Genomic DNA, 24,970 nt, shown 5'->3' on the forward strand with positions numbered 1-24,970 from the left:
CTGATCCTGCTGTTGCAGATCGTCAAGGCGTGCCTTGATCTTCTGAACCGCTGATCGGATGGGTGCGTCGGGGCTGGCCGGCCTCGATGCACCTGTCCCTAAAGATAAGCCATTTCCCGCGCTTGCCAAGAGGCTTCCGCACGCCTCCCGCGAGTTGACGGTCAGAGATACCGCCGCTCCAGATGCCGCTTGAACACCGATGCGTCGAGCGGCCGGCCGGTCGCCGCGGTCAGCAGATCGTCGCCGGAGGCATGGAAGCAGCCGGTCTGATGGACATTCACCCGCAGCCAGTTCACCAGCGGCGCGAACTCGCCACGCGACAATGCCGGGACGATCTCCGGATCGGCGCTGCGGGCGGCGTCGAACAGCTGGGCCGCGGTCATCGCGCCCAGCGTGTAGCTGGGGAAATAACCCCAGCCGCCACCGGGCCAGTGGATGTCCTGCAAGCAGCCGAGCCGGTCGTCCGGCGGGACCACGCCGACGAGTTCGGCCATGCCGTCGTTCCAGGCGCCCGGCAGGTCCGGCAGGGTCAGGTCGCCGGCGACCAGCGCCTTTTCCAGGCGGTAGCGCAGGATGATGTGGGCGGGATAGGTCACCTCGTCGGCATTGACGCGGATGAAGCCACGCTCCACCCGGCTGTAGAGGCGGCGCAGATTGTCGGCCTCCCAGGCCGGCCCCTCCCCGCCGAAGGTCTCGCGCACCACCGGCGCCAGCCAGGTGATGAACTCCGCCGAGCGGCAGGCCTGCATCTCCATCAGCAGCGACTGGCTCTCATGCACCGCCATGCCGCGGGACTGGCCGACCGGCTGGGTCAGCCATGCGGCCGGGCGGTTCTGCTCGTACAGCGCATGGCCGGTCTCGTGCAGGATGCCCATCAGCGCATCGGTGAAGTTCGCCTCGTCATAGCGGGTGGTGATGCGCACATCGCCGGTCGCCCCGCCGCAGAAGGGATGCAGCGACACGTCCAACCGGCCGCGACGGAAGTCGAAGCCCAGCCGCTCCATCATGCGGACGCCAAGCTCGCGCTGCTTCTCCACCGGGAACGGCCCCTGCGGCTCGGTCACCGCCGGCGCCGCCGCCTGCTTGTCGAGGACGCGGCCGATCAGGTCGGGCAGGAAGCCGGACAGGTCGGCGAACAGCGCGTCGATCCGCTCCGCCCGCGCGCCCGGATCGTGGCTGTCGAGCAGCGCGTCATAGGCGCTGATCCCCATCACCGATCCGAGCGCCTCCGCCCCCTCGCGGACGCGGGCCAGAACCTCGGTCAGCGAGGGCAGCAGCTTGGCATAGTCGCTTTCCGCCCGCGCGGCGCGCCAGGTCATCTCGCAGACCGACACCGCCTTGCTGGTCGCCTCGACCAGATCGGCGGGAACGGCGGTTGCCTGGATGTGGTGGCGGCGCATCTCGCGCAGGTTGGCGCGTTGCCAGGGGTCGAGGCTGCCGTCGCTCTCCGCCTCGGCCAGCAGATCGCCCATGCGCGGGTCGGTCGCCAGTTCGTGGGCGATCACCGACAGGGTCGCGGTCTGCTCCGCCCGGCCGTCGTTGGCCCCCTCCGGCATGATCGTCTGGGTGTCCCAGCCGAGAATGCCCAGCGCGTCACCGATGGCGGCGATGCGGGCGTGGCGGCGTTCAAGCTCCTGATATGCGGTCATCGGGTCGTCCGTCGGTTCCGGTGTCGGCGCGCTTGCGCTGTGACAGCACGTAGATCCCGGCGAGCGTCACCGCAAGCCCGTACCAGGTCAAGGCATACTGCAAGTGGTTGTTCGGCAGCTCCACCCGCGGCTCGATCCCCGCCAGGGTTCCGGCCGGTGCACCGGGCAAACCGGCGCCCTGCCCGGCGCCATTACCGCTCCCTTGTCCCGGCAGCAGTTCCACCACCACCGGCGCCAGGCCGCTTAGCGACAGCGCGGCGGCCATCGCCGGCGGATCGGCGCGCATCCAGGCGGAACCGGGCGCCGGGGTGCCGTTGCCGGGCTGGAACAGGCCGGGCGGCTGCGGCACGCGGACGATGCCCCTGACGGTCGTCTCGCCCTCGAGCCGGGCGGCGGCGCGGGCCGCCGGGTCGCGGCGGTCCATCGGCACGAAGCCGCGGTTGACCAGCAGGATGCCGGCCCCATCGGCGCGCTCGAACGGGGTCAGCACCTCATAGCCGACCTGCCCCTGGTGCGGGCGGGCGATCACCAGCAGGTCCTTGTCGGTCAGGAAATGCCCGGTGAGCGTCACCGGCCGGAACTCCCAGGCGGCGGGGTCGTCGATCCGGGCGGGCAGCGGTGCCGGCGGCGCGGCCATCTGGCGGGCGATCCGGGCGATCAGTTCCTCTTTCCAATGCAGCCGTTCCAGCTGCCATGTGCCGAGCCCGATGGTGACCGCAAGCCCGGCCAGCGTGACCAAGGTCGCTCCCAGCGTGGGGCGGAAATGTCGCCGCCCTGCCGTCTCGACCGCGGTCGCGCTCAAGAGCCCTTCTCCACTTCGCTGCGGCGATAGCGGTACTGGAGGGCGATCACAGCGGCCTTGGCCGGCCGCAACATGCCCAGCGTCAGGCCCAGCACCACGATGCTCCAGACGATGGCATGCAGCCACAGCGGCCAGTCCACCGTCATCGACACCCAGAGTGCGACCGGAACCACGAGGAAGCCCAGGATGAAGATCAGGAACACGGCGGGGCCGTCGCCGCTGTCGACCTGCGAGAAATCCAGGCCGCAGACATTGCAGCGCTCCGCGACGGTCAAATAGCCGTCGTACAGCCGCCCCTTGCCGCAGCGCGGGCAGACGCTGCGCAGGCCCGCCGACAAGGGGGAAACACTCGGGTAGAGATCGATCACGCCATCACCTCCAGTCCGGACCGTTCCGGCAGCGATACAGACCGCCGCCGGAACGGCTCGGCACCGGTCGCGTCAGTGGACGGCGACCACGCCGCCATGACCGCCCCACCAGTAGACCGACACGAACAGGAACAGCCAGACGACGTCGACGAAGTGCCAGTACCAGGCCGCCGCCTCGAAGCCGAAATGGCTTTCCGGGGTGAAGTGCCCCTTGTTCGTCCGGAACCAGCACACCGCCAGGAAGATGGTGCCGACCAGCACATGGAAGCCGTGGAAGCCGGTCGCCATGTAGAAGGTCGAGGGGAAGATGCCGTCGGTGAACTTGAAGGACGCGTGGACGTACTCGTAGACCTGGAAGAAGCTGAACAGGACGCCGAGCAGAACGGTCAGGCCCAGCGCCTTCGCTGCCACGCGGTTCTGTCCCTCAATGATTGCATGGTGGGCCCAGGTGACGGTAACGCCCGACAGCAGCAGGGTCAGCGTCATCATCAGCGGCATGTCGAAGGCGTCGATGACATGCACATTGGGCGGCGGCCAGATGGCGTCGGGGTTGAGCGGCGACACCTTCGGCTCCAGCGCCGCATGGAAGAAGGCCCAGAAGAAGGCGGCGAAGAACATCACCTCGGACGCGATGAACAGCGCCATGCCATAGCGCAGCCCGATCTTCACCACCGGGGTGTGGGCATGCTCGACCACCGACTCGCGGATGACCGACCGCCACCAGCCGAACATCGTCACCAGGATGGCCAGCACGCCCAGGATCATCAGCAGCTTGCCGCCGCCATGCATGTAGATGACCAGACCGGTCGCGAGAAGCCCGCCGGAAAAGGCGCCGATCAGCGGCCAGGGGCTCGGCTTCAGCAGATGGTAGGGATGCGGGATGCCGGCGCCCGGTTCATGGGCTGACGGTTCGGCGTGCGGCATTTGCCCGTGGGTGATGTCGGCCATCGTCTCACTACCCCATATGGTTCAGTTTGTGGCGGTCGCCCCCGGCTCCGCCTTTTGTTTGCTTGCCCCCGGCGCCGGGGACGTCGATGCGGCGGCCGTGTGCTGTGCCAGCCTGGCCTCGCTGTCCTTGGCGCGGAAGAAGGTGTAGGACAGCGTGATGGTGCTCACGTCGTCCATGTTCGGATCGTCGGCCATCGACGGGTCGACGAAGAAGGTCACCGGCATGTCCACGACCTGACCGGGTTCGAGAATCTGCTCGGTGAAGCAGAAGCACTGCATCTTGTTGAAATAGGCGCCCGCCTTTTCCGGCGTGACGTTGTAGACGGCGGTGCCGACGGTCGGCGCCTTCCCGCGATTCTCCGCCCGGTAGGCGGCGAAACCGGTCTCTCCCAGCTTCAGCACCAGATCCTTCTGTTCCGGCCGGAAGCCCCAGGGAAGGGCGGAGTTGGTGTCGGCGTTGAAGCGGACGGTCACCGTGCGCTCGACGACACGCGCCGCGGCCTGTTCGGCCCGCTGGGTGGTGCCGCCGAAACCGGTGACCGAGCAGAACAGGTTGTAGAGCGGGACCGACGCATACGTCAGCCCGATCATCCCCGCCACCAGCCCGAACAGCGTGCCGAGGACGAGGCGGTTGCGGCGGCGCAGCCTGTCGTCGCGCCCGTTCATCCCGTCACGAGGTATCATCAGTGCGCCCCACCCATCCGCACCACGGTGATCGCATAGAACAGGACCACCAGGGCCAGCAAAGCCGCCAGAACGGCCAGATTGCGCCCGCGCAGCTTTTTAGCCCGCAGGGCAACTTCCTGCCGGCGCTGCTCTTCGACGGAGTTGCGGGTATCGGTCAGGTCATCGCGTTCCATCACCGTCATGCCCACCCTCCAAGGATAAGCCGCTCGCCCATCATCACGGCGAACAGCAGGAACAGGTACAGGATCGAGAAACCGAACATCTTCTTGGCCGGCTTGTCGTCGCTGGCCCGCAGGACGCGGACGGCGCAGCCGACGAACATCAGGCCGAGGATCGATGACGCCGCCAGATAGACCGGCCCGGCGATGCCGAGGAAGGACGGCGCAGCCGCCACCGGCAGCAGGATCAGCGTGTAGAGCAGCATCTGCCGCTTGGTCGCCGCCTCGCCCGCCACCACCGGCATCATCGGCACGCCGGCACGGGTGTAGTCGCCGTTGCGGAACAGGGCCAGCGCCCAGAAATGCGGCGGCGTCCACAGGAAGATCAGCAGGAACAGCATAATCGACGGCAGATCGACGCTGCCGGTCACGGCGGCCCAGCCGATCATCGGCGGGAACGCGCCGGCGGCCCCGCCGATCACGATGTTCTGCGGGGTCCGGCGCTTCAGCCACATGGTGTAGACGAAGACATAGAAGCCGATGGTCAGCGCCAGCAGCGCCGAGGCGGTCCAGTTCACCGCCAGCCCCATCACCACCACCGACAGCACCGACAGGGTGACGCCGAAGCCGAGAGCCTCGGCCGGTTCGACGCGGCCCGACGGGATCGGGCGCTTCACCGTGCGGGTCATCACCGCGTCGATGTCGCGGTCGTACCACATGTTGATGGCACCCGACGCCCCGGCGCCGACGGCGATGCACAGGACGGCGACCAATGCCAGGAAGGGGTGGATGTGACCGGGCGCCAGCACGATGCCGGCCAGCCCGGTGAAGACCACAAGCGACATGACCCGCGGCTTGAGAAGCTCGATGAAGTCACCGGCCGACGCGCCCCCTGTGTGGTTGAGCGCCAGTTCGTTCGTCACGTCCGTCATATCATGTCCTTGTCTTCTAACCCCGGGCCTTCCAACAAAAAGTCGTCACCCCGGCACCCTCACCACCGGCGCCCATGTTCGGGCTGCTCGGCCTGGTCCTGTTTCCCGGACGGGGGGCCTGCTTCTCGGCGACGCCCGCCCGTTAGCACGCTTACTTGACCTGGGGCAACGTCTCGAACGCGTGGAACGGGGGCGGCGAGCTGACCGTCCATTCCAGCGTGCCGGCCTGCGGGCCCCAATAGGCGCCCGGCACCCGTTCGCCGCTGCGCAGGGTCTTCCAGGCGATCCACACGAACAGCAGCGTGGAGGCGAAGGAGAGGTAGGCGCCCAGCGACGAGATCATGTTCCAGCCCCAGAAGGCATCCGGATAGTCCGGGATGCGGCGGGGCATGCCCGACAGGCCGAGGAAGTGCTGCGGGAAGAACACCAGGTTGACGCCGACGAAGGTCGTGTAGAAATGGACCTTGCCCCAGAACTCCGGATACTGGCGCCCCGACATCTTGCCGATCCAGTAGTACCAGCCGGCGAAGATCGAGAACACCGCACCCAGCGACAGCACATAGTGGAAGTGCGCCACGACGTAGTAGGTGTCGTGCATGTAGTTGTCGAGGCCGCCGTTCGCCAGCACCACGCCGGTGACGCCGCCGACCGTGAACAGGAAGATGAAGCCCAGCGCCCACAGCATCGGCACCCGGAACTCGATCGAGCCGCCCCACATGGTGGCGATCCAGGAGAAGATCTTCACGCCGGTCGGCACCGCGATGATCATGGTGGCGGCGGTGAAGTAGGCCTTGGTGTTGACGTCCAGACCGACCGTGTACATGTGGTGCGCCCACACGACGAAGCCGACCACGCCGATGGCGACCATGGCGTAGGCCATCCCGAGATAGCCGAACACCGGCTTCTTGGAGAAGGTCGACACGATGTGGCTGATGATGCCGAAGGCCGGCAGGATCATGATGTAGACTTCGGGGTGGCCGAAGAACCAGAACAGGTGCTGGAACAGGATCGGGTCGCCGCCGCCTTCGGGGTTGAAGAAGGTGGTGCCGAAGTTGCGGTCGGTCAGCAGCATGGTGATGGCGCCGCCCAGAACCGGCACCGCCAGCAGCAGCAGGAAGGCCGTCACCAGCATCGCCCAGACGAACAGCGGCATCTTGTGCAGCGTCATGCCCGGGGCGCGCATGTTGAAGATGGTGGTGATGAAGTTCACCGCGCCCAGGATCGAGCTGGCGCCGGCCAGATGCAGGGCGAAGATCGCCATGTCGACCGACGGCCCGCTGTGCCCCAGCGGCGAGGACAGCGGCGGGTAGATCGTCCATCCCGTGCCGGCACCGGTGCCGACGAAGGCGGAGCCCAGCAGCAGCAGGAAGGCCGGCACGATCAGCCAGAAGCTGATGTTGTTCATGCGCGGGAAGGCCATGTCGGGCGCGCCGATCATGAGCGGCACGAACCAGTTGCCGAAGCCGCCGATCAGCGCCGGCATCACCACGAAGAACACCATGATCAGGCCGTGCGCCGTGATCAGCACGTTCCACATCTGGCCGTCGGAGACGAACTGCAACCCCGGCGACTGAAGCTCCGCCCGCATGATGACGGAGAACAGGCCGCCGATCAGCCCGGCGATGACCGAGAAGATCAGATAGAGCGTGCCGATGTCCTTGTGGTTGGTCGAATAGAACCAACGCTGCACGAAGCCGGGGACGTGATGATCGTCATGCCCGTGCCCATGGTCTCCCACATGCTCACCATGTCCCGGTGTGGCGTTTGCCATGTCTCTACCCTTTGTCGCTGTCCCTGGCCGCCGTCCGCTCCGCTCTGTCGCGGAGCGCCGGCAGCTGGGTTGGGTTCTTCTTATCGCGTCGTCCCTGTGGCGGGCTGTGCGAAGTCCGCTTATTCGACCAGCGTTCCGGTCGGGCGCTGCGCCACGTCGCGGTCACCGTCCTTAGGAGCGTAGGCCGTCTTGGCCTTGGCGACCCAGGCGTCGAACGCTTCCCGAGACACGGCCTCAACCGCGATCGGCATGAAGCCGTGGTTGGTGCCGCAGATCTCGGAGCACTGGCCGTAATAGACGCCTTCGCGCTCGGCCTTGAACCAGGTCTCGTTGATGCGGCCGGGCACGCCGTCCTTCTTCAGGCCGAAGGCGGGAACCGCCCAGGAATGGATCACGTCGCCCGCCGTCACCAGCACGCGGATGGTGGTGTTGACCGGAACGACCACGCGGTTGTCGACCTCCAGCAGGCGCTTCTGGCCCGGCTTCAGGTCGGCATCGGCGATCATGTAGCTGGAGAAGGTGATGTTGCCGTGGTCGGGATATTCGTAATCCCAGTACCACTGGTGGCCGATCACCTTGATGGTCATGTCGGCCTGCGGGATGCGTTCCGCCGCGTAGAGCAGCTTGAAGGACGGAACGGCGATCACGATCAGGATGATGACCGGGACCACGGTCCAGGCGACCTCGAGCAGCGTGTGGTGCGAGGTCTTGGACGGAACCGGGTTCCTCTTCGCGTTGAACCGGACGACGCAGTAGGCCATCAGCCCCGCGACGAAGATCACGATCAGCGTGATGACGACGGTCAGCAGGTCGTTGAACGAGGTCATCAGGTGTTTGACCGGCGAGGCGGAGGGCTGCATGCCCATTTCCCACGGTCGCGGCTCGTTCGCCAGGGCGGCACTGCTCCAGCCGCCCACCATCGACAGGACCGCCGCCAGGCCGGCGGCGTACAGGCTTTGCCTTCTCATCCCCAACCCCTTCTTAGCCGCGACGCTCGTCATGGCCCGCGGTCGTCTCTCCCGCCGACGCTCCCTCCGCCCTGTTGATCCGGACCGGCTTCTGTTCGCGCGGTCCATGGTTGGGCTTATCAGCGAACGTCAGTTTATGCAGGGATCACGCCATCTTAGCGCGACATATACCCGCAGCCGGAGCTTATCCCCGTGCCCCGCTGGGTTACAAGCCTTTCCTCTCGCCCACCGATTGCCCCATCGATTGCATAGACTTTTCCTCACATTCAGATGAGCCGTGGGAACAAAGGTTGAGCGGAAACAGGGGGCATGCCATGCGGCATTCCGCCGCAGTCCGTTGGACCAGCTGATTTTCTCGGGATTGGCTTCGGGACATGAATGCCAGCGCTCAGGCCCTGGCGCGCAGGATTGTTGCGGCGGCGGTGCGCGACTCAGGAGTTGAGGATGGGCAAGGTCCGGGCGTCCCGCCAGATGCGCGAAGGTGATAGACGGCGCCCCTACCCTTCCCCGCCCGGCTAGGGAGGGTTTGCGGCACCTTCAATTCAGATTGGACAGGGCGGCAACCGCGCCGGTCAATGCCCGCCGACCAGCACCTTGCGAATCCGCCTGACACCCGACCAGACGAAGGCGATGACGATGGGGATCATCAGCCCGACCAGCAGGTCGGGATCGACCTTGAGACCGAAGCCTTTCAAGCCCTTGGCCGCATAGCCGACGATGCCGACGAGGTAGTAGCTGATCGCCACCACCGACAGCCCCTCGACCGTTTCCTGCAGGCGAAGCTGCAACTGCGCGCGGCGGTCCATCGACTGGAGCAGCTCGGCATTCTGCCCTTCCACCGCGATCTCGACGCGGGTGCGCAGCAGCGTGCTGGCCCGCGCGACGCGCTGCGACAGCGAATCGAGCCGCTCCTCAACCGCCTCGCAGGTGCGGATCGCCGGGGTCAGGCGGCGGTCCATGAACTCCTGGACGGTCTGCAACCCCTCGATCCGGATCTCGCGCAGCTCCTCGATTCGCCGCTCCACCAGCTCGTGATAGGCACGGGCAGCACCGAATCGATAGGCGGTCTCGGCGGCGATCTGCTCGGTCTGCGCCGCCAGCAGGGTCAGGCGGTCGAGCAGGTCGCGCTCGTCCTGAAGGCCGCGCAGGCTGGCGATGCGGGCGGTGACCTCGGCCAGCCCGGCCTCGATCGGGCCGATGCGGGGCAGCACGCCGCGCGCCATCGGCAGGGCCAGCAGGGCCAGCACGCGGTAGGTCTCGATCTCCAGCAGGCGCTGGACGACGCGGCCGGTCTGGCGCGGCGTCATCGAATGGTCGGCGACCAGCATGCGGGAGAAGCCGTCGCCATGGATGCGGAAGTCGGTCCAGGCGGTGGCCGACCGGCCGGCGATTCGCGAGCCGACATAGCTTTCGGAGCCGAACATCGCCGCCATCATGTTCGCCGAGGGTTCGGGCGTGTCGGGATCGAGCACGGCGACATGGATGCCGACCAGCAGTTCGCCCGGCAGCCCGGCCAGCCAGTCGCGCGGCAGGGCGTGCAGCGCCGGATCGACGAAGGGATCGACGACGGAGCCGGCCGGCATGGCGCTGGGACGGAAGACCGTCCAGGTCGAGAATTCGGTGTGGCGCTCCCATTTCAGGTGAAAGCTGCCGAAGGAGGCGCTGTGGTGGGTGGCGCCCTGCGGCGGACGGACAACGCCGGCCCAGTCGCACAGAGCCTCCAGATGCCGGCGGTCGGCCTCCGCCGCCCCTTCGCCCGACAGCATCGCCAGCATGGTGGCGCGCACCGGGGCGGCCAGCGCCTCCGGCGGGCGGGCATGCACCTCGTTGGTGAGCGTCTGGCGCAGCGGATGGTCGCGCAGCGGGCGCAGGCCGGAGATGGACGCACCGGAGCCACCCGGCCCGGCGCGGTTCAGGGTATCGGTCGTCGTCCGCGCCGCACCGTCGGTCATGATCCCCTCCGCCATCCCAGCACCGCCCCCACTTGGCCGTTCCGTGGCCATCCCCTGGTCTTCCCTGGCCCGTCCGCCGACAGGTTACACAATCGGGCATCGGCGAACTTGCCGGATCGCGCCAGCGTCGCCACACTATAGTCTGTCCGTTAGAACACATCGTACGGTGCGGCGCGAGATCGCCCGCTATGACACTGTGTCCTACCATGGAACAAGGCCGCTACTCCCCGCGGGCCGGGCAGGCCGGGTTCCGCCCCATCACAGGTTCGGAGTTTTCATGAGCGCGCTTGCCGTCACCGACGATCTCTTCTTCAACCGCGCCGGCATGGACCGCGCCCGCGTGGAAGGCGTCGTGCAGGACGCCCTGCACAGTGCCGACGATGGGGAGCTTTATCTTGAATACGCCCAGAGCGAGTCGCTGGGCTGGGACGATGGGAAGCTGAAATCCGCCAGCTTCGACACCACCCAGGGCTTCGGCCTGCGCGCCATCGCCGGCGAGGCGACCGGCTACGCCCATGCCAGCAACCTGTCGGAAGAGGCGATCCGCCGCGCAGCCGCCACCGTGCGCGCCGTGCAGGCCGGCCACGCCGGCACTCTGGCCGAGCCGCCGGCCGGCACCAACCGCGCGCTCTACATCCCCGACAACCCCCTGCACCTCGTCCCCTTCGCGGAGAAGGTGAAGCTGCTGGCCGACATCGACGCCTATGCCCGCGCCAAGGACGAGCGCGTCCGGCAGGTCAGCTGCTCGATCAGCGGCGAATGGCAGGCGGTGCAGATCATGCGCGCCGACGGCGTGCGTGTCGCCGACCTGCGCCCGCTGGTCCGCCTGAACGTCTCGGTCGTGGTGGCCGAGGGCGACCGGATGGAGACCGGCGGCTATGGTGGCGGCGGCCGCGTCACCTACGAACACTACATCCAGCCGGAGACTTGGCGCGGCTTCGTCGACGAGGCGCTGCGGCAGGCTCTGGTCAATTTGTCCTCGGTTCCCGCCCCGGCCGGCGAGATGACGGTGGTGCTGGGCAGCGGCTGGCCCGGCATCCTGCTGCACGAGGCCATCGGCCACGGGCTGGAGGGCGATTTCAACCGCAAGAAGACCTCGGCCTTCTCCGGCCTGCTGGGCCAGCGCATCGCCGCGCCCGGCGTCACCATCGTCGATGACGGCACCATCGAGAACTCGCGCGGCTCGATCAGCGTCGACGACGAGGGCACGCCCGGCCAGTGCACCACGCTGATCGAGGACGGCATCCTGGTCGGCTTCATGCAGGACCGCATGAACGCCCGCCTGATGGGCATGCGCCCGACCGGCAACGGCCGGCGCCAGAGCTTCGCCTACAACCCGATGCCGCGCATGACCAACACGGTGATGCGCAACGGCAACCACAGCCCGGACGAGATCATTGCCTCGGTCAAGAAGGGCATCTACGCCAAGAATTTCGGCGGCGGCCAGGTGGACATCACCAACGGCAAGTTCGTCTTCTCGGCCAGCGAAGCCTACCTGATCGAGGACGGCAAGCTGGGTCCGGCGGTGAAGGGCGCCACCCTGATCGGCAACGGCCCGGACAGCCTGACCCGCGTGTCGATGATCGGCAACGACAGCCGGCTCGACCCCGGTGTCGGGACCTGCGGCAAGGACGGCCAGGGCGTGCCGGTCGGCGTCGGCCAGCCGACGCTGAAGCTGGAAGGCCTGACGGTCGGCGGCACCGCCGCCTGACGCTGCGGCGTCTGACATTTTCCGAGCCTCGATGAAGGGCCGGATCGCTTCTGCGGTCCGGCCCTTTTCGTATTTCGGGCTTGGAGCCGCCGATTGCATCGGTATCGTCACACCGGAGTTTTTCAACTTTCCGGATTGGATGATCACACATGCATTCGTTTTCGCGAATTTTAAAGGCTGCGACGCTCGCTTTCGGACTGGCGCTGGCCGCGGCCCTTCCCGGCCATGCCCAGACCGCCCCGACCGTTGAACAGGCGGCCGCCGCCAAGGCCCCGGGAGCCAGCGCCGACCAGCTGAACGCCCGCGTCGTGGTGGCGAGCTATTTCTACGCCTCCACCGATCTCACTTCCGCCCGCTATGCCGACGATTCCAAGGGAATCGATTTCTCCAAGCCGCTGGAGGTGATCGACGTCGCCGCCGGCACCGGCTGGTACCAGTATGTCCGCACCGGCTACGACAGCGTCCGCTTCGGCAACTTCTTCTCGCCCGTGGTGACGGCGACGCCCGACTGCCTCGGAATCTCCGGCGCCGGCCGGGCCGAGTACAAGGCGGTCCTGCCCGCCGGCCAGGGGCTGAAGTCGGTTGCCGCCCCCATCGTCGACAGCTGGACCACCCCCGGCACCAGCGTGCAGACGGCGGGCGGCTGCGCCCAGGTCGTGGTGCCGAACAGCGTGAAGGCCGGCGTCACCAGCGGCGGTCTGGTACAGTAACGCCCCGCCGCAATCGCAACCCCTTCCATCGCACCCGGAGCCCCGCCATGTCCGACATCGCCACCACCGACGAACTGCGCCGCCGCATCGCGCAGGCCCAGGCCGGGGTTGCCGTGCTGGCGCGGCGGGAACCGGACAGCAGCTGGCTGGCCAGCATCCAGCGCCAGTTGGAGTATGTGGATGGGGCGGCGCGGGACGGGGCCACGCGGCTCGACCGTGCAGAGGAGCTGAATTTCGGCCTGCTCGCCTCGCATTATGTCGACGACGCCGACCCGGCGCTGGCGGCGGAGCTTCATACCATCAGCGCCGCCACCCGCCGGCTGTTCGGTTTCTGAGCGCCATTTTGTGCTGGCGTTCCCGGCACCCCGCTTCGATGATCGCCCTTCCGGACGGCACGGCCGAACCCGTGCCCCTCGAGAACAAGATCAAAACGGGAGATGTGCGATGGCGACGGAATCGACCGCTGGGCTGGCCCTGGTTTCCACCTTCTGCCCCGACCGGGTCGGGCTGGTTTCCGGCATCACCAGCCACCTGTTCGACCAGGGCATCAACCTGCGCGACGCCACCTTCGCCTCGCTGGGCAGCGGGGCCGAGTTCTCCGCCGTCTGTGAACTGCCCGCCGGCCTGACGGTGGCGGAGGTCCAGGCCAGCCTGTCGTCCCTGCCCGTCCTGGCCGGCGCCGAGGTGAAGGTCACCCCCTTCGCCTTCGATCCCCAGCCGGGCCCGCAGGCCATGGTCACCCACCGCGTCGAGGTGTCGGGCGGCGACCAGCCCGGCCTCGTCGCCCGCCTGTCGGAGATCTTCACCCAGTTCGACGCCAACATCGTGCGGCTGGACGCGCAGACCTTGCCCGACCGCGCCGGCGAGCGCTATGTCCTGCGCTTCTCGGTCTCGATCCCGCCGGAGCGGGCGGAGGTCTGCCTGTCGGCGGTGGCCAACACCGCGGAAACGCTGGGGCTGACCTGCCGGGCGGAGGCGCTGTGAGGGGGCTGCCCCCTCACCCATGCAGGACTTTCAGCCCGACGATCCCGCCGACGATTGCCGCAATGCAGAGCAGACGCAGCGCGCCGGCGGGTTCGCCGAACAGCATCATGCCGAGCAGGGCGGTGCCGACCGTGCCGATGCCCGTCCACACCGCATAGGCGGTGCCGAGCGGCAGCGTCTTGAGCGCCGCCCCCAGCAGCAGGATGCTTGCCAGCATCGCCGCGGCGGTCAGCACGCTGGGGACCAGACGGGTGAAGCCTTCGGTGTATTTCAGGCCGACGGCCCAACCGATTTCAAAAAGACCGGCGAAGAACAGCGTGACCCACGCCATGACGGTACCCTCCGTCCTGGAATGGCGGGGTCGTCCCCACCCGGTTGGCCTCTGCAAATCGGCGGGGTCGTCCCCGCGGGCCTGACCGCAGATAGGACAGGCGGCATGCCCCGTCAAGACGGCTGGGTCAAGACGGCAGGGTCAAGACGGCAGGGTCAGGACGGGCGGGGAATGTTGCATCGCCACGCCGGCCCGTGCAGGATGGGGTTCCTGAATGGTTCCCCCCTTCGCCGCTGGTGGCGCTGGGGGCTTTCGACGTTGGACTGCAATGACCGAAAACGGTACCGCACCGGCTCCCGAGAAGGCCGAATCGATCGAAAACCGGCGCAAGCGGCTGCGCTTCCGCTCCTGGCACCGCGGCACGCGCGAGATGGACCTGCTGATGGGCAGCTTCGCCGACGCCCATGTCGGCGACTTCGACCACGCCATGCTCGACCGCTTCGAGGCGCTGCTGGAGCTTAGCGATCCCGACCTCTACGACTGGATGTCGGGGCGCGAGCCGGTCTCGGCGGAGCATGACACTGACGTGATGCGCCTGTTGACGGCGTTCCGTTACACACCACGTCAAGGCTCCTGACGGAGCCCGGTCAAGGCTCCCGACGGAGCCCGGTCAAGGCTCCCCGACACGCACTTCCCATCTCCGAGGCATCCTCCTTTGGTCAGTTACGATCTCCAGCCCGGCCGTGCCGGCCGACTCCTGATCGGCGGCGCGCCCGAGGGTCATGACGCCCGCATCCTGGCGGAGCTGGCGCAGAAGGCCGGCGGCTACGGCCTGCTGCATGTGGCGCTGGACGACACGCGCTGCGCCCTGCTGGCGGAGGCGCTGGCCTTCTTCGCGCCGAAGCTGGAGGTGCTGACCTTCCCGGCCTGGGACTGCCTGCCCTATGACCGGGTGTCGCCCAACGGCGGCATCGTCGCCCGGCGCATCGACACGCTGACCCGGCTGATCGCCCGGCGCGACGCGGCGGCGAACCGCGACGGCCTGGCGCCGCTGATCGTGCTGACCACGGTCAACGCCGTGGTGCAGAAGGTGCCGCCGCGCAGCGCCTTCAGGAATGCGGTGTTCTCCGCCAAGCTGCGCGACCGGATCGACCTGGAGAAGCTGCAGCGCTACCTCGCCGGCAACGGCTACACCCGCGCGCAGACGGTGCGGGAGCCCGGCGAGTTCGCCGTGCGCGGCGGCATCGTCGACCTGTTCCCGCCTGGCACCGAGGAGCCGCTGCGCCTCGACCTGTTCGGCGACGAGCTGGAGGGCGTGCGCGCCTTCGATCCGATGACCCAGCGCACCACCGACAAGCGGGACAGCGTCGAGCTGAAGCCGATGTCGGAGGTCTTCCTCGACGAGACCGGGATCGCCCGCTTCCGCTCCGGCTACCGCGAGCTGTTCGGGGCGGTGACCGACGACGATCCGCTCTATGAGGCGATCTCCGCCGGGCGCAGCTATGGCGGGATGGAGCATTGGCTGCCGCTGTTCCACGAGAGCATGGACACGGTGCTGGACTATCTGCCGCGCGGCATCGTCAGCCTGGACCATCAGGCGGCCGAGGCGCGCGACGCCCGCATCGCCCAGGTGGTCGATTTCCACGCCTCGCGCGACGGCATGATGACCATCGAGAAGCGGGCCGGTTCGCCGGTCTACAAGCCGGTGCCGGTCGCCTCGATGTTCCTCGACGGGATCGGCTGGGACGCGCTGCTGGCGGAGCGCGCGGTGGCGCAGCTCCAGATCTTCTCGACGCCCCCCGGCATCAAGGGGACGGTGGACGCCGGCGGCAAGCGCGGCCATGACTTCGCCGAGGAGCGCAACCGCCCCGACGTGAATGTCTTCGACGCGGTGAAGGACCATATCCGCAGCTTGCGCGCCGACGGGCGCCGCGTGCTGATCGCGGGATATTCCGCCGGATCGCGCGACCGCCTGTCCAACGTGCTGGCCGACCACGGCATCCCCGGCCTGGAGCCGGCGGAGAGCATGGAGGATGTCCGCCGCTTCGACCGCGGCATCATCGGCACAATCGTGCTGGGGATGGAGCACGGCTTCACCTCCGCCGACCTCGCCGTCATCACCGAGCAGGACATCCTCGGCGACCGTCTGGTCCGCCCGGCCAAGAAGAAGCGCAAGGCCGCCAACTTCATCGCCGAGCATTCGGCCCTGCATGAGGGCGACATCGTCGTCCACATGGACCACGGCATCGGCCGCTACGACGGGCTGGAGACGCTGGAGGTCACCGGCGCGCCGCACGACTGCCTGCGCCTGATCTATGAGGGCGGCGACAAGCTCTATGTCCCGGTCGAGAACATCGAGGTGCTGTCGCGCTACGGCTCGGAGGACGCGAATGTCCAGCTCGACAAGCTGGGCGGCGCCGGCTGGCAGGGCCGCAAGGCCAGGGTCAAGAAACGCCTGAAGGACATGGCGGAAGCCCTGCTGAAGATCGCGGCCGAGCGCATGCTGAAGAAGGCCGATCCGGTTTTGACGCCGGAGGGCGTCTATCAGGAGTTCGCCGCCCGCTTCCCCTACCCCGAGACCGACGACCAGCTGAAGGCCATCGAGGACATCTTCACCGACCTCGGCAGCGGCCGGCCGATGGACCGGCTGGTCTGCGGCGACGTCGGCTTCGGCAAGACCGAAGTGGCGCTGCGCGCCGCCTTCATGGTGGCGATGAGCGGCAAGCAGGTCGCCGTCGTCGTGCCGACCACCCTGCTCGCCCGCCAGCATTTCCGCACCTTCTCGACCCGGTTCAACGGGCTGCCGGTGCGCGTCGTGCAGCTGTCGCGCATGGTCACCGCCCGCGAACAGACGCTGGTCAAGAAGGAGCTGGCGGAGGGCACTGCCGACATCGTCGTCGGCACCCATGCCCTGCTCGCCAAGGGCCTCGACTTCAAGCGGCTCGGCATGGTGATCGTCGACGAGGAGCAGCATTTCGGCGTGAAGCAGAAGGAGCGGCTGAAGGAGCTGCGCGCCGACATCCATGTGCTGACGCTGACCGCCACGCCGATTCCGCGCACGCTCCAGATGGCGCTGTCCGGCGTGCGCGAGCTGTCGCTGATCGCCACCCCGCCGGTGGACCGTCTGGCGGTGCGCACCTTCGTCCTGCCCTATGACCCGGTGGTGATCCGCGAGGCGATCCTGCGTGAGCATTACCGCGGCGGCCAGAGCTTCTATGTCTGCCCGCGGGTGGAGGATCTGGCGAAGGTGGCCGAGCGGGTGCGCGAGCTGGTGCCCGAGGTCAAGGTCGTCACCGCCCACGGCCAGATGCCGGCCAGCGAGCTGGAAGACGTGATGACCGCCTTCGACGAGGGCAAGTTCGAGGTGCTGCTCGCCACCAACATCATCGAAAGCGGCCTGGACATTCCCAACGCCAACACGCTGATCGTCCACCGCGCCGACCTGTTCGGGCTGGCTCAGCTCTACCAGATCCGCGGGCGCGTCGGCCGGTCGAAGAAGCGCGGCTATGCCTATCTGACCTATGCGCCGAACAAGCCGCTGAGTTCCACTGCCCAGCAGCGCCTGCACGTCATCGAGACGCTGGACAGCCTGGGCGCCGGCTTCCAGCTCGCCAGCCACGACATGGACATCCGAGGCGCCGGCAACCTGCTGGGCGAGGAGCAGTCGGGCCAGGTGCGCGAGGTCGGCGTCGAGCTGTACCAGCAGATGCTGGAGGAGGCGGTCGCCAGCGCGCGGGCCTCGATGCAGGAGGGGGCGGTCGCCGCCGCGGCGGCGCAGGAGTGGGTGCCGCAGATCAACCTGGGCACCCCGGTGCTGATCCCGGAAAGCTACGTCCCCGACCTGACGGTGCGGCTGTCGCTCTACCGCCGCATCGCCGATCTGGTCGACCGGGCCGAGGTGGACGGCTTCGCCGCCGAGCTGATCGACCGCTTCGGCAAGCTGCCGGAGGAGGTGGAGAACCTGCTGGACGTCGTCACCGTCAAGCGCTGGTGCAAGCAGGCCAACATCGACCGGGTCGATGCCGGGCCGAAGGGGCTGGTGCTGGCCTTCCACGACAATTTCTATGCCGAGCCCGCCAAGCTGCTGACCTACATCGCCCAGCACCTGACGCTGATGAAGCTGCGGCCCGACCACAAGCTGGTCTATGTCCGCGAATGGCCCGATCCGCAGGCCCGCGTGCGCAGCGTGCAGAAGCTGGTCAAGGATCTGGCGGAGATGGCGTCGGGCGGCGGCGTGCCGCGCGGCGAGACCCCGCCGCCGCCCCCTCCCCCGCCGCCGCCCAAGCCGACCGGGGCCAAGATCGCCTCGCGCTTCGGCACGCCGTCGCGGTTCGGCCGTCCGACCGGGCGGCGCTGAGATGGATGAGCTGATCCGCACCGTGTCGCTGGCCCGCCGTCTGGCCATCGGCGACCGGCGTGCAATGGGCGATGCCCCGTCGGTCGCCGACGAGGTGGCGGCCGACCGCGGCAAGCTGGCGGAACTGGTCGGCTGCCTGTTCGACGGGAACGCCAGCGTGCGCATGCGCGCCGCCGACGCGCTGGAACGGGTGTCGCGCGGCAATGCCGGCTGGCTCGACCCCTATGTCGAGCATCTGCTGACCGATGCCGTCGCCATCGAGCAGGCGGAGGTGCGCTGGCACATCGCCCAGATCGTGCCGCGCCTGACCATGACGGAGGAGCAGCGCCACCGCGCCGCCGTCCTGCTGGCCGACTGGTTCGAGAACAGCCCGAGCCGCATCGTCCAGACCAGCGCCCTGCAGGCGGTGGTCGATCTGGCCGAATCGGACGCGGACTTGCGCGCCACTTCGGCGGAGATGCTGGGCCGCGCCATGCGCTCCGGCGTGCCGTCGTTGGCCGCCCGCGCGCGGCGCATCCTGAAGCCCTTCGAGGTGGACGAGGCGACGCTGACCGCGGCCCTGGTGCGCGAGCAGACCGGCCTGACCCTGTCGATCCTGCCGGAACGGCTGGCGGTGGCGCAGTTGCCGCCGGGCAGCGGCCTGCCGGACTGGCTCGACTGGACCGACCCGCTGGTCGGCGCCACCCGCACCGGCGAGGAGCTGTCGATCCTCTGCCGGGAGGAGCGCGTGCCCGACGGGGTGAAGGCCGAACGCGGCTGGCGCGCCTTCCGGGTGGAGGGCGTGGTCGATTTCAGCCTGTTCGGCATCCTGGCCCGCATCGCCGTGCCGCTGGCCCAGGCCCATCTGCCGATCTTCGCGATCTCCACCTACAACACCGACTATGTGCTGGTCCGCGCCGACGACCTCGACAAGGCGGCGGACGTGCTGGCGCTGACCTGCACGGTGAAGCGGTAGGGGCGGCCGTCAGGCGCCGCCGCCCTCCCGCCGGCTTTGCTCGGCGATCTCCTCGCGCTCGCCCATCTTCTCCCACTTCTTCTGGACAGGCTTGTCGGGATCGCCGGCGGCCTTGCCGGTCTCATCGACCAGCTTGTCCTCGATCTGCTGGGCGGCTTCGGAAGGGGCATCGGAGGTGCGGGAAGCGGGGCGGTCTTCGGTGGCCATGGCGGCGATCTCCGGATTTTTGCTGAACACACGAACGGTTCCGTCCTGATAACGGCATGGCCGGCCCGGCGGTTCCGCTCCGGTTTCAAAAATTGCATGTAGAAAAGAAATACAATTTTTCTGTTGCCCGGGCTCATTTATCACAGCGACAGTGGGGTCATTGACCATCAACCCACGCGCGTGGAGGTTACGCCCATGAATGCGTCTCGCCTGTCGATTGTGGCGGCGGTCGGCCTGCTGCCGCTGACTTTGCTCGGCGCCTGTGCGCCGGCGCTGCCGACACCGGCCCCCACCAAGGAAGCGGTCTGGCTCGACCAGAACTGGAAGCCGGGCGAGCGCTATTGGTACCACCATGCCAGCCAGGGCACCTCGACCTTCCCGATCCCCTATTCCTGGTTCACGGCGCTGGAACAGCCGGACATCCGGGTCTTCGGCGAACCCAAAATGCTGGCGGACGAATCGTATCTGCAGCAGTTCGGCTTCATCCCCAGCCCGAAGCGGCTGGGCGGCACCACGGCGCGCGATTACGGCTATGGGGCGGAGCCCGGCTCGGCCAAGGCGGTGCTGGCCGCCTACAACCAGTCGGAGGACGAGGTCAACCCGGACGGCCTGCCGGTCGGCTTCGCCCGCACCAAGGGCTATGTCGACCCGACGACCGGCCAGTCGCTGCCCGACCAGATCGGCCTGACCTGCGCCGCCTGTCACACCGGCCACATCGAGTATAACGGCGTCAGCCTGCGCATCGACGGCGCGCCGGCCGTCATCAACCTCGATGCGCTGACGGCGGCGCTCGGCTATTCGCTGGCCTACACCAAGGTCCTGCCCGGCCGGTTCGACCGCTTCGCCGACCGCGTGCTCGGCCCCACCCGCACCGCCGAACAGACGGCCGCCCTGCGCGAACAGTTCGAGCAGACGCTGACCACCCTGGAAACCCTGGCGAAGCGCGGCGCGGCGCAGAGCGGCAATCCGGCGGTCACCGAGGGCTTCAACCGTCTGGACGCGCTGACCCGCATCGGCAACACCGTCTTCACCAATGACCTGCTGAACGGCAAGGTGGAGTTCGATCCCTTCACCAACGTCGCCGCCATCACGGCGCCGGTGAAGTATCCGCACATCTGGAACGCGTCCTGGTTCGACTGGGTGCAGTATGACGCCTCGATCATGCAGCCGATGGTGCGCAACGCCGGCGAGTCGATGGGCGTGGCGGCGCGGGTGAACCTATCGAACCCGGACCGCAAGCTCTATGCCTCCTCCGTGCCGGTCGACAATCTCTACAAGATGGAACAGCTGCTGGCCGGCCCGAACCCGCTGGCCCGCAAGCCGGACGGCAGCGTGACCGGGTTCCAGGGGCTGACCGCGCCGAAATGGCCGCAAGCCGTGCTCGGCACCGTCGATGAGACCAAGCGGGCACGCGGCGCGGGCCTGTACCAGGAGCTGTGCCAGGGCTGCCACCTGCCGCCGGTCGATACCCCGGCCTTCTGGGATGCGAAATACTGGACCAAGCCGAACGCCGCCAAGCAGAGCTATCTGAAGGTCACGCCGATCAATGTCGGCACCGACCCGGCCCAGGCCAACATCCTGCAAACCCGGACGGTGCAGCTGCCGGCCTTCCTGAAGGTCGATCCATCCAGCCTGTGCAACGGCAAGCCGGGCGAGCCGGTCACGAAGACGACTTTCGCGGCGGCGCTGGGCTACGTCGTCCAGAAGACGGCCGAGACCGCCTATGACGAGAACAAAATCCCGCCCGCCAAGCGGGAGGAGATGAACGGCTTCCGTCCGAACTGCCTCCAGGCGGAAGGCGGCTACAAGGCCCGTCCGCTGGACGGCATCTGGGCCGCCGGCCCCTACCTGCACAACGGCTCGGTCCCCACGCTCTACGACCTGCTGTCGCCGCTGGCCGAGCGGCCGAAGAGCTTCTGCCTCGGCCTGCGCAGCTTCGATCCGGTGAAGGTTGGCTACCGCACCGACTGCGCCGACGGCACCTTCACGCTGGACACCAAAATTCCCGGCAACACCAATGTCGGGCACCAGTTCGTCGGGTCCGGCGTCGCCGGCAGCGGCATCATCGGCCGCGGCCTGTCGGAACAGGAGCGCTGGGATCTGGTGGAATATCTGAAGACCCTGTAACGCCTGCCCCGCCGGCCCGGCCCCCGCGACCGGGCCGGCGGTCAATCCTCCGTGGGCAGCGCGTCGGCCATCAGCGCGTCGGCCAGCCGCTGCGCCAGGGCCGCCGCCGCCGCCGGCTGGTAGGGCTCGGCATGGCCGCATCCCCAGACCGGACCCGGCCATGCCGGATCGCCGCGCGTCCGCCCGATCACATGGACGTGCAGCTGCGGCACCATGTTGCCGAGCGCCCCGACATTCATCTTGTCCGGCGCGAACAGCCGCTCCACCACGCGGGAGGCTCGCGCGATCTCCCGCATCAGCGTCGCCTGGTCCCCGTCGCCGAGCCGGTGGATTTCCACGGCACCCTCGCGCATCGGCACCAGGATCAGCCAGGGCCACAGCCGGTTGTTCATCAGCAGGACCCGGCAAAGATCCAGATCGGTCACATGAAGTGTGTCGGCCTGTAGCCGTTCGTTAAGGGAAAACATGCTCCACTCCTCTCTGGCACTCGCTGTCTGGCACTGATCGGAAGCATCATCCGGGAATAATCCGGAGGCTGCCCTGTTGTAGCCGGCAGTGGCGGGCCAACCGCGAAGCTTGTATAGAAGGCCGTGCGCGCCGGCCATACGGCACGGGCGGCTTTCGTTGGACGTTTATAGAGTTCGGTCCGAGGCAATGGTCGGGGCGGCAACGATCCCCTTGCGCCATTTCCGCGGGCCGTATCCATGTTTTCTGGTGCGGCGAGCGAGAACGACCCACATGCGCAAATCGGCCTTTGCGGTTCTGATCCTGGTGATCCTCGGCAACATCGCCTTCTGGGCGCTGTGGAACCGTCCGGTGGACGAGCGGTCCTGGGCCGGCGCCATCACCGGCGTCGCCTATACCCCCTTCCATTCGGACAAGAGCCCGTCGAAGGGCGACAAGGCGTCCGCCGACGACATCGAAAAGGACATGACCGCACTGGAAGGTGCTGTAAAGGCGGTCAGAACCTATTCGACCACCGACGGCTCGGAAATGGTCGCGGCCATCGCCGCCAAGCACGGCCTGCCGGTGACCGCCGGCGCCTGGACCGCCGGCAAGCCGGAGATCGACGAGCCGGAACTGGCCGGCCTGATCAAGCTCGCCCGCGCCAACAGCAACGTCCGCCGCGTGCTGGTCGGCAACGAGGCGATCCTGCGCGCCGACCTGACGGTCCCGCAGGCCATCGAGTACGTCAAGCGGGTGAAGAAAAAGGTCAACGTCCCGGTCTCCATCGCCGAGCCGTGGCACGTCTGGCTGAAGAACCCCGAGCTGGCCGACGCGGTGGACTTCCTCGCCGTCCATCTGCTGCCCTACTGGGAAGGCGTGCCGGTCGACCAGTCGGTCGATTACGCCATGTTCCGCTACAACGAGCTGAAGGCGAAGTTCCCGAACAAGCACATCCTGATCGGCGAGATCGGCTGGCCGGCCGACGGGCCGTGGCGCCGCGGCGCCGAGGCGAGCCAGGTCAACCAGGCCAAGTTCATCCGCAACTTCCTGAACGTCGCCGCCCAGAACAAGCTCGACTACTTCATCATGGAGGCCTTCGACCAGCCCTGGAAGCGGGAGATCGAGGGCACGGCGGGCACCAGCTGGGGCCTGTGGGACTATCAGCGCAACCCGAAATTCCCGATGATCGGCGGGGTGCACGAGATCCGCAACTGGGAGATCAAGTGCGCCACCGCCGTGGCGCTGGGCTTCCTGCCGCTGGTGTTCTTCCTGTGGCGCCGCAGCGACCTGAAGATCGGCGGGCAGATCTTCTACGGCGCGCTGATCCAGGCGGTCGCCTCCGTGCTGGTCTTCACCGTCAGCGCCGCCTCGGCCGCCGGCCTCGCACTCACCACCGAAATCGCCTGGGGCCTGCTGATCTTCTGCCAGCTCGTCCTGTTCGCGGTCATGCTGATCGACGGCATGGAGCTGACCGAGGTCGTCTGGCAGCACAAGTTCAAGCGCAAGTTCATCCCCTGCTCCGCCGCCCCGCTGCCCAATGCGGCGAAGGTGTCGATCCATGTGCCCTGCTACAACGAGCCGCCGCACATGGTCATGCAGACGCTGGACGCGCTGGCCGCCCTCGATTACCCGAACTACGAAGTCCTGCTGCTGGACAACAACACCAAGGATCCGGCGGTCTGGCGGCCCATCGAGGAGTATTGCAAGAAGCTGGGGCCGAAGTTCCGCTTCTTCCACCTCGACAACTGGCCGGGCTTCAAGGCCGGCGCGCTGAACTTCGGTCTGGCGCAGACCGCCCCGGATGCCGAGCACATCGCCGTCATCGACAGCGACTATCAGGTCCATCCCGACTGGCTGAAGGCCACCATCCCGCACTTCAACCGGCCGGAGGTCGGCTTCGTCCAGTCGCCGCAGGATTATCGCGAGTGGGAGCACGACCTGTTCCAGCGCATGACCAACTGGGAATATGCCGGCTTCTTCCACATTGGCATGATCCAGCGCAACGAGCGCAACGCGATCATCCAGCACGGCACCATGACCATCATCCGCAAGTCGGCCCTGGAAAAGGTCGGCCGCTGGGGCGAATGGTGCATCACCGAGGACGCCGACCTCGGCCTGCGCCTGTTCGAGCATGGCTATGAGGCCGTTTACATGCCGGAGAGCTACGGCAAGGGCCTCGTGCCCGACAGCTTCTCCGCCTACAAGACGCAGCGCTTCCGCTGGGCCTATGGTGCGGTGCAGATCCTGAAGCATCATTGGCGCCAGCTGTCGCCCGGCGCCAAGGAGCTGACCGCCGGCCAGAAGTATCACTTCATCACCGGCTGGCTGCCCTGGTTCGCCGACGCCGCCCACATGGTGTTCGGCATCGCCGGCATCCTGTGGTCCATCGGGCTGATGGCCTTCCCGAAATATTTCGAGTTCCCGCCCAACGTCTTCATGATCCCGACGCTCAGCGTCTTCGCCTTCAAGGTCGGCGCCTCGCTCTGGCTCTACGAGGCGCGGGTGAGGTGCGGCTTCTGGGACAAGGTCGGCGCGGCGGTGGCCGGCATGGCGCTGACCCACACGGTCGGCCGCGCCATGTGGCTCGGCATGTTCACGTCCGGCCGTCCCTTCGTCCGCACGCCGAAATGCGAGAACCAGCCGGCGCTGATGCAGGCCTTCCTGATGGCGCGGGAGGAGCTGGTGCTGCTGGTGTCGCTGTGGGGGGCGGCGCTCGCCATCGTCATGGTCTTCGGCCATGAGAACCGCGACGCCTTCATGTGGTCGGGCCTGCTGGTGGTGCAGTCGCTGCCCTATCTGGCCGCCTTCATCACCGCACTGATCAACGTCTTCCCGACGCTGGGCTTCGGCAGGAACAAGCCGCAACCGGCCGACAATGCGGTGGCCGGCGCCGGCGACTGATGGTCATAGGCCGGCGCTTCGGCTTGGAAGGAAGCGCCGGCTCTGCCAGACTGGATCGCCAGGGG

General features: G+C 67.7%; 22 protein-coding genes. 9 read left to right on the forward strand and 13 right to left on the reverse strand.

Annotated features, from left to right (window positions below):
* Positions 1-161: 161 nt before the first annotated feature.
* The 10 genes from TSH64_RS25920 to TSH64_RS25965 form a co-directional block, all read right to left on the reverse strand.
* The gene (locus tag TSH64_RS25920; RefSeq protein ID WP_109449455.1) at positions 162-1,649 is read right to left on the reverse strand and encodes a carboxypeptidase M32; all 1,488 of its coding nucleotides are present in this window, start codon (positions 1,647-1,649) and stop codon (positions 162-164) included.
* Positions 1,627-2,451 (reverse strand): SURF1 family protein, encoded by an 825-nt coding sequence (locus TSH64_RS25925; protein WP_109449457.1) that lies wholly within the window; start codon positions 2,449-2,451, stop codon positions 1,627-1,629. Before TSH64_RS25925 ends, TSH64_RS25920 begins: the two co-directional genes overlap by 23 nt.
* Entirely contained in the window at positions 2,448-2,819 is a 372-nt protein-coding gene (locus TSH64_RS25930; RefSeq protein WP_109449459.1) for a DUF983 domain-containing protein, read from the reverse strand. Before TSH64_RS25930 ends, TSH64_RS25925 begins: the two co-directional genes overlap by 4 nt.
* A 72-nt stretch (positions 2,820-2,891) precedes the next feature.
* Entirely contained in the window at positions 2,892-3,767 is an 876-nt protein-coding gene (locus TSH64_RS25935; protein ID WP_199237668.1) for a cytochrome c oxidase subunit 3, read from the reverse strand.
* A 21-nt stretch (positions 3,768-3,788) separates the two neighbouring features.
* Positions 3,789-4,451 carry a cytochrome c oxidase assembly protein gene (locus TSH64_RS25940; RefSeq protein ID WP_247873153.1) on the reverse strand — a complete coding sequence of 221 codons (663 nt, stop codon included), beginning with the start codon at positions 4,449-4,451 and terminating at the stop codon, positions 3,789-3,791.
* Positions 4,451-4,636 carry a hypothetical protein gene (locus TSH64_RS25945; RefSeq protein ID WP_109449463.1) on the reverse strand — a complete coding sequence of 62 codons (186 nt, stop codon included), beginning with the start codon at positions 4,634-4,636 and terminating at the stop codon, positions 4,451-4,453. The genes TSH64_RS25940 and TSH64_RS25945 overlap by 1 nt, the downstream gene beginning before the upstream one ends.
* On the reverse strand, positions 4,633-5,544 hold the full coding sequence (cyoE, locus tag TSH64_RS25950; protein WP_109449465.1) for a heme o synthase: 912 nt from the start codon (positions 5,542-5,544) through the stop codon (positions 4,633-4,635). The genes TSH64_RS25945 and cyoE overlap by 4 nt, the downstream gene beginning before the upstream one ends.
* A 151-nt stretch (positions 5,545-5,695) precedes the next feature.
* On the reverse strand, positions 5,696-7,315 hold the full coding sequence (gene ctaD / locus TSH64_RS25955; protein WP_098740070.1) for a cytochrome c oxidase subunit I: 1,620 nt from the start codon (positions 7,313-7,315) through the stop codon (positions 5,696-5,698).
* Positions 7,316-7,434: 119 nt separating this feature from the next.
* Entirely contained in the window at positions 7,435-8,283 is an 849-nt protein-coding gene (gene coxB, locus TSH64_RS25960; RefSeq protein ID WP_109449467.1) for a cytochrome c oxidase subunit II, read from the reverse strand.
* 572 nt (positions 8,284-8,855) lie between these two features.
* Entirely contained in the window at positions 8,856-10,235 is a 1,380-nt protein-coding gene (locus TSH64_RS25965) for a DUF3422 domain-containing protein (protein ID WP_109453044.1), read from the reverse strand.
* 277 nt (positions 10,236-10,512) lie between these two features.
* Between TSH64_RS25965 and tldD the strand changes: the two genes are divergently transcribed.
* The 4 genes from tldD to TSH64_RS25985 all read left to right on the forward strand — a co-directional run bounded on the left by tldD (position 10,513) and on the right by TSH64_RS25985 (position 13,640).
* A complete protein-coding gene (gene tldD / locus TSH64_RS25970) occupies positions 10,513-11,946 on the forward strand; it encodes a metalloprotease TldD (protein ID WP_109449469.1) in 1,434 nt (477 codons plus the stop codon).
* A 149-nt stretch (positions 11,947-12,095) separates the two neighbouring features.
* Positions 12,096-12,656, forward strand: coding sequence for a polymorphic toxin type 46 domain-containing protein (locus TSH64_RS25975; protein ID WP_109449471.1), 561 nt, complete (start codon positions 12,096-12,098; stop codon positions 12,654-12,656).
* A gap of 47 nt (positions 12,657-12,703) precedes the next feature.
* Positions 12,704-12,991 (forward strand): immunity protein Tsi6 family protein, encoded by a 288-nt coding sequence (locus tag TSH64_RS25980; RefSeq protein ID WP_109449473.1) that lies wholly within the window; start codon positions 12,704-12,706, stop codon positions 12,989-12,991.
* Between the two features lie 109 nt (positions 12,992-13,100).
* Positions 13,101-13,640: an ACT domain-containing protein gene (locus tag TSH64_RS25985; RefSeq protein WP_109449475.1), complete on the forward strand. Its 540-nt coding sequence runs from the start codon at positions 13,101-13,103 to the stop codon at positions 13,638-13,640.
* A gap of 13 nt (positions 13,641-13,653) precedes the next feature.
* On the opposite strand, the gene sugE is transcribed toward TSH64_RS25985, so the two are convergent.
* Positions 13,654-13,971 (reverse strand): quaternary ammonium compound efflux SMR transporter SugE, encoded by a 318-nt coding sequence (gene sugE / locus TSH64_RS25990; protein ID WP_098740076.1) that lies wholly within the window; start codon positions 13,969-13,971, stop codon positions 13,654-13,656.
* 268 nt (positions 13,972-14,239) lie between these two features.
* On the opposite strand from sugE, the gene TSH64_RS25995 reads away from it, so the two are divergent.
* The 3 genes from TSH64_RS25995 to TSH64_RS26005 all read left to right on the forward strand — a co-directional run bounded on the left by TSH64_RS25995 (position 14,240) and on the right by TSH64_RS26005 (position 19,223).
* Complete coding sequence (locus TSH64_RS25995) at positions 14,240-14,548, forward strand: succinate dehydrogenase assembly factor 2 (RefSeq protein WP_109449477.1); 309 nt, start codon at positions 14,240-14,242, stop codon at positions 14,546-14,548.
* A gap of 78 nt (positions 14,549-14,626) precedes the next feature.
* Positions 14,627-18,268, forward strand: a complete 3,642-nt coding sequence (gene mfd / locus TSH64_RS26000; protein ID WP_109449480.1) for a transcription-repair coupling factor — start codon at positions 14,627-14,629, stop codon at positions 18,266-18,268.
* A 1-nt stretch (position 18,269) separates the two neighbouring features.
* Positions 18,270-19,223 (forward strand): ACT domain-containing protein, encoded by a 954-nt coding sequence (locus TSH64_RS26005; protein WP_109449485.1) that lies wholly within the window; start codon positions 18,270-18,272, stop codon positions 19,221-19,223.
* 9 nt (positions 19,224-19,232) lie between these two features.
* Here the strand turns inward: TSH64_RS26005 and TSH64_RS26010 are convergent, their stop codons facing one another.
* On the reverse strand, positions 19,233-19,430 hold the full coding sequence (locus TSH64_RS26010) for a hypothetical protein (RefSeq protein ID WP_109453045.1): 198 nt from the start codon (positions 19,428-19,430) through the stop codon (positions 19,233-19,235).
* Between the two features lie 195 nt (positions 19,431-19,625).
* Here TSH64_RS26010 and TSH64_RS26015 point away from each other — a divergent pair, with 195 nt between their 5' ends.
* Positions 19,626-21,557, forward strand: coding sequence for a di-heme-cytochrome C peroxidase (locus TSH64_RS26015; RefSeq protein ID WP_109449488.1), 1,932 nt, complete (start codon positions 19,626-19,628; stop codon positions 21,555-21,557).
* Positions 21,558-21,598: 41 nt separating this feature from the next.
* Here TSH64_RS26015 and TSH64_RS26020 read toward each other — a convergent pair whose 3' ends face one another.
* Positions 21,599-22,024 (reverse strand): HIT family protein, encoded by a 426-nt coding sequence (locus TSH64_RS26020; protein ID WP_109449490.1) that lies wholly within the window; start codon positions 22,022-22,024, stop codon positions 21,599-21,601.
* A gap of 271 nt (positions 22,025-22,295) precedes the next feature.
* Between TSH64_RS26020 and TSH64_RS26025 the strand changes: the two genes are divergently transcribed.
* Complete coding sequence (locus TSH64_RS26025; RefSeq protein ID WP_109449492.1) at positions 22,296-24,905, forward strand: glycosyltransferase; 2,610 nt, start codon at positions 22,296-22,298, stop codon at positions 24,903-24,905.
* Positions 24,906-24,970: the final 65 nt, after the last annotated feature.

This window comes from Azospirillum sp. TSH64, assembly GCF_003116035.1.
GTDB lineage: Bacteria > Pseudomonadota > Alphaproteobacteria > Azospirillales > Azospirillaceae > Azospirillum.

Coding starts and splice junctions, on each gene's coding strand:
- sugE (WP_098740076.1), bottom strand. CDS start 13,971: ATGGCGTGGGTCACGCTGTTCTTCGCCGGTCTTTTTGAAATCGGTTGG.
- TSH64_RS25975 (WP_109449471.1), top strand. CDS start 12,096: ATGCATTCGTTTTCGCGAATTTTAAAGGCTGCGACGCTCGCTTTCGGA.
- TSH64_RS25940 (WP_247873153.1), bottom strand. CDS start 4,451: ATGATACCTCGTGACGGGATGAACGGGCGCGACGACAGGCTGCGCCGC.
- tldD (WP_109449469.1), top strand. CDS start 10,513: ATGAGCGCGCTTGCCGTCACCGACGATCTCTTCTTCAACCGCGCCGGC.
- TSH64_RS26010 (WP_109453045.1), bottom strand. CDS start 19,430: ATGGCCACCGAAGACCGCCCCGCTTCCCGCACCTCCGATGCCCCTTCC.
- coxB (WP_109449467.1), bottom strand. CDS start 8,283: ATGAGAAGGCAAAGCCTGTACGCCGCCGGCCTGGCGGCGGTCCTGTCG.
- TSH64_RS25935 (WP_199237668.1), bottom strand. CDS start 3,767: ATGGCCGACATCACCCACGGGCAAATGCCGCACGCCGAACCGTCAGCC.
- TSH64_RS25965 (WP_109453044.1), bottom strand. CDS start 10,235: ATGACCGACGGTGCGGCGCGGACGACGACCGATACCCTGAACCGCGCC.
- TSH64_RS25995 (WP_109449477.1), top strand. CDS start 14,240: ATGACCGAAAACGGTACCGCACCGGCTCCCGAGAAGGCCGAATCGATC.
- TSH64_RS26025 (WP_109449492.1), top strand. CDS start 22,296: ATGCGCAAATCGGCCTTTGCGGTTCTGATCCTGGTGATCCTCGGCAAC.
- ctaD (WP_098740070.1), bottom strand. CDS start 7,315: ATGGCAAACGCCACACCGGGACATGGTGAGCATGTGGGAGACCATGGG.
- TSH64_RS25980 (WP_109449473.1), top strand. CDS start 12,704: ATGTCCGACATCGCCACCACCGACGAACTGCGCCGCCGCATCGCGCAG.
- cyoE (WP_109449465.1), bottom strand. CDS start 5,544: ATGACGGACGTGACGAACGAACTGGCGCTCAACCACACAGGGGGCGCG.
- TSH64_RS26015 (WP_109449488.1), top strand. CDS start 19,626: ATGAATGCGTCTCGCCTGTCGATTGTGGCGGCGGTCGGCCTGCTGCCG.
- TSH64_RS26020 (WP_109449490.1), bottom strand. CDS start 22,024: ATGTTTTCCCTTAACGAACGGCTACAGGCCGACACACTTCATGTGACC.
- TSH64_RS25920 (WP_109449455.1), bottom strand. CDS start 1,649: ATGACCGCATATCAGGAGCTTGAACGCCGCCACGCCCGCATCGCCGCC.
- TSH64_RS25985 (WP_109449475.1), top strand. CDS start 13,101: ATGGCGACGGAATCGACCGCTGGGCTGGCCCTGGTTTCCACCTTCTGC.
- TSH64_RS25945 (WP_109449463.1), bottom strand. CDS start 4,636: ATGACGGTGATGGAACGCGATGACCTGACCGATACCCGCAACTCCGTC.
- TSH64_RS26005 (WP_109449485.1), top strand. CDS start 18,270: ATGGATGAGCTGATCCGCACCGTGTCGCTGGCCCGCCGTCTGGCCATC.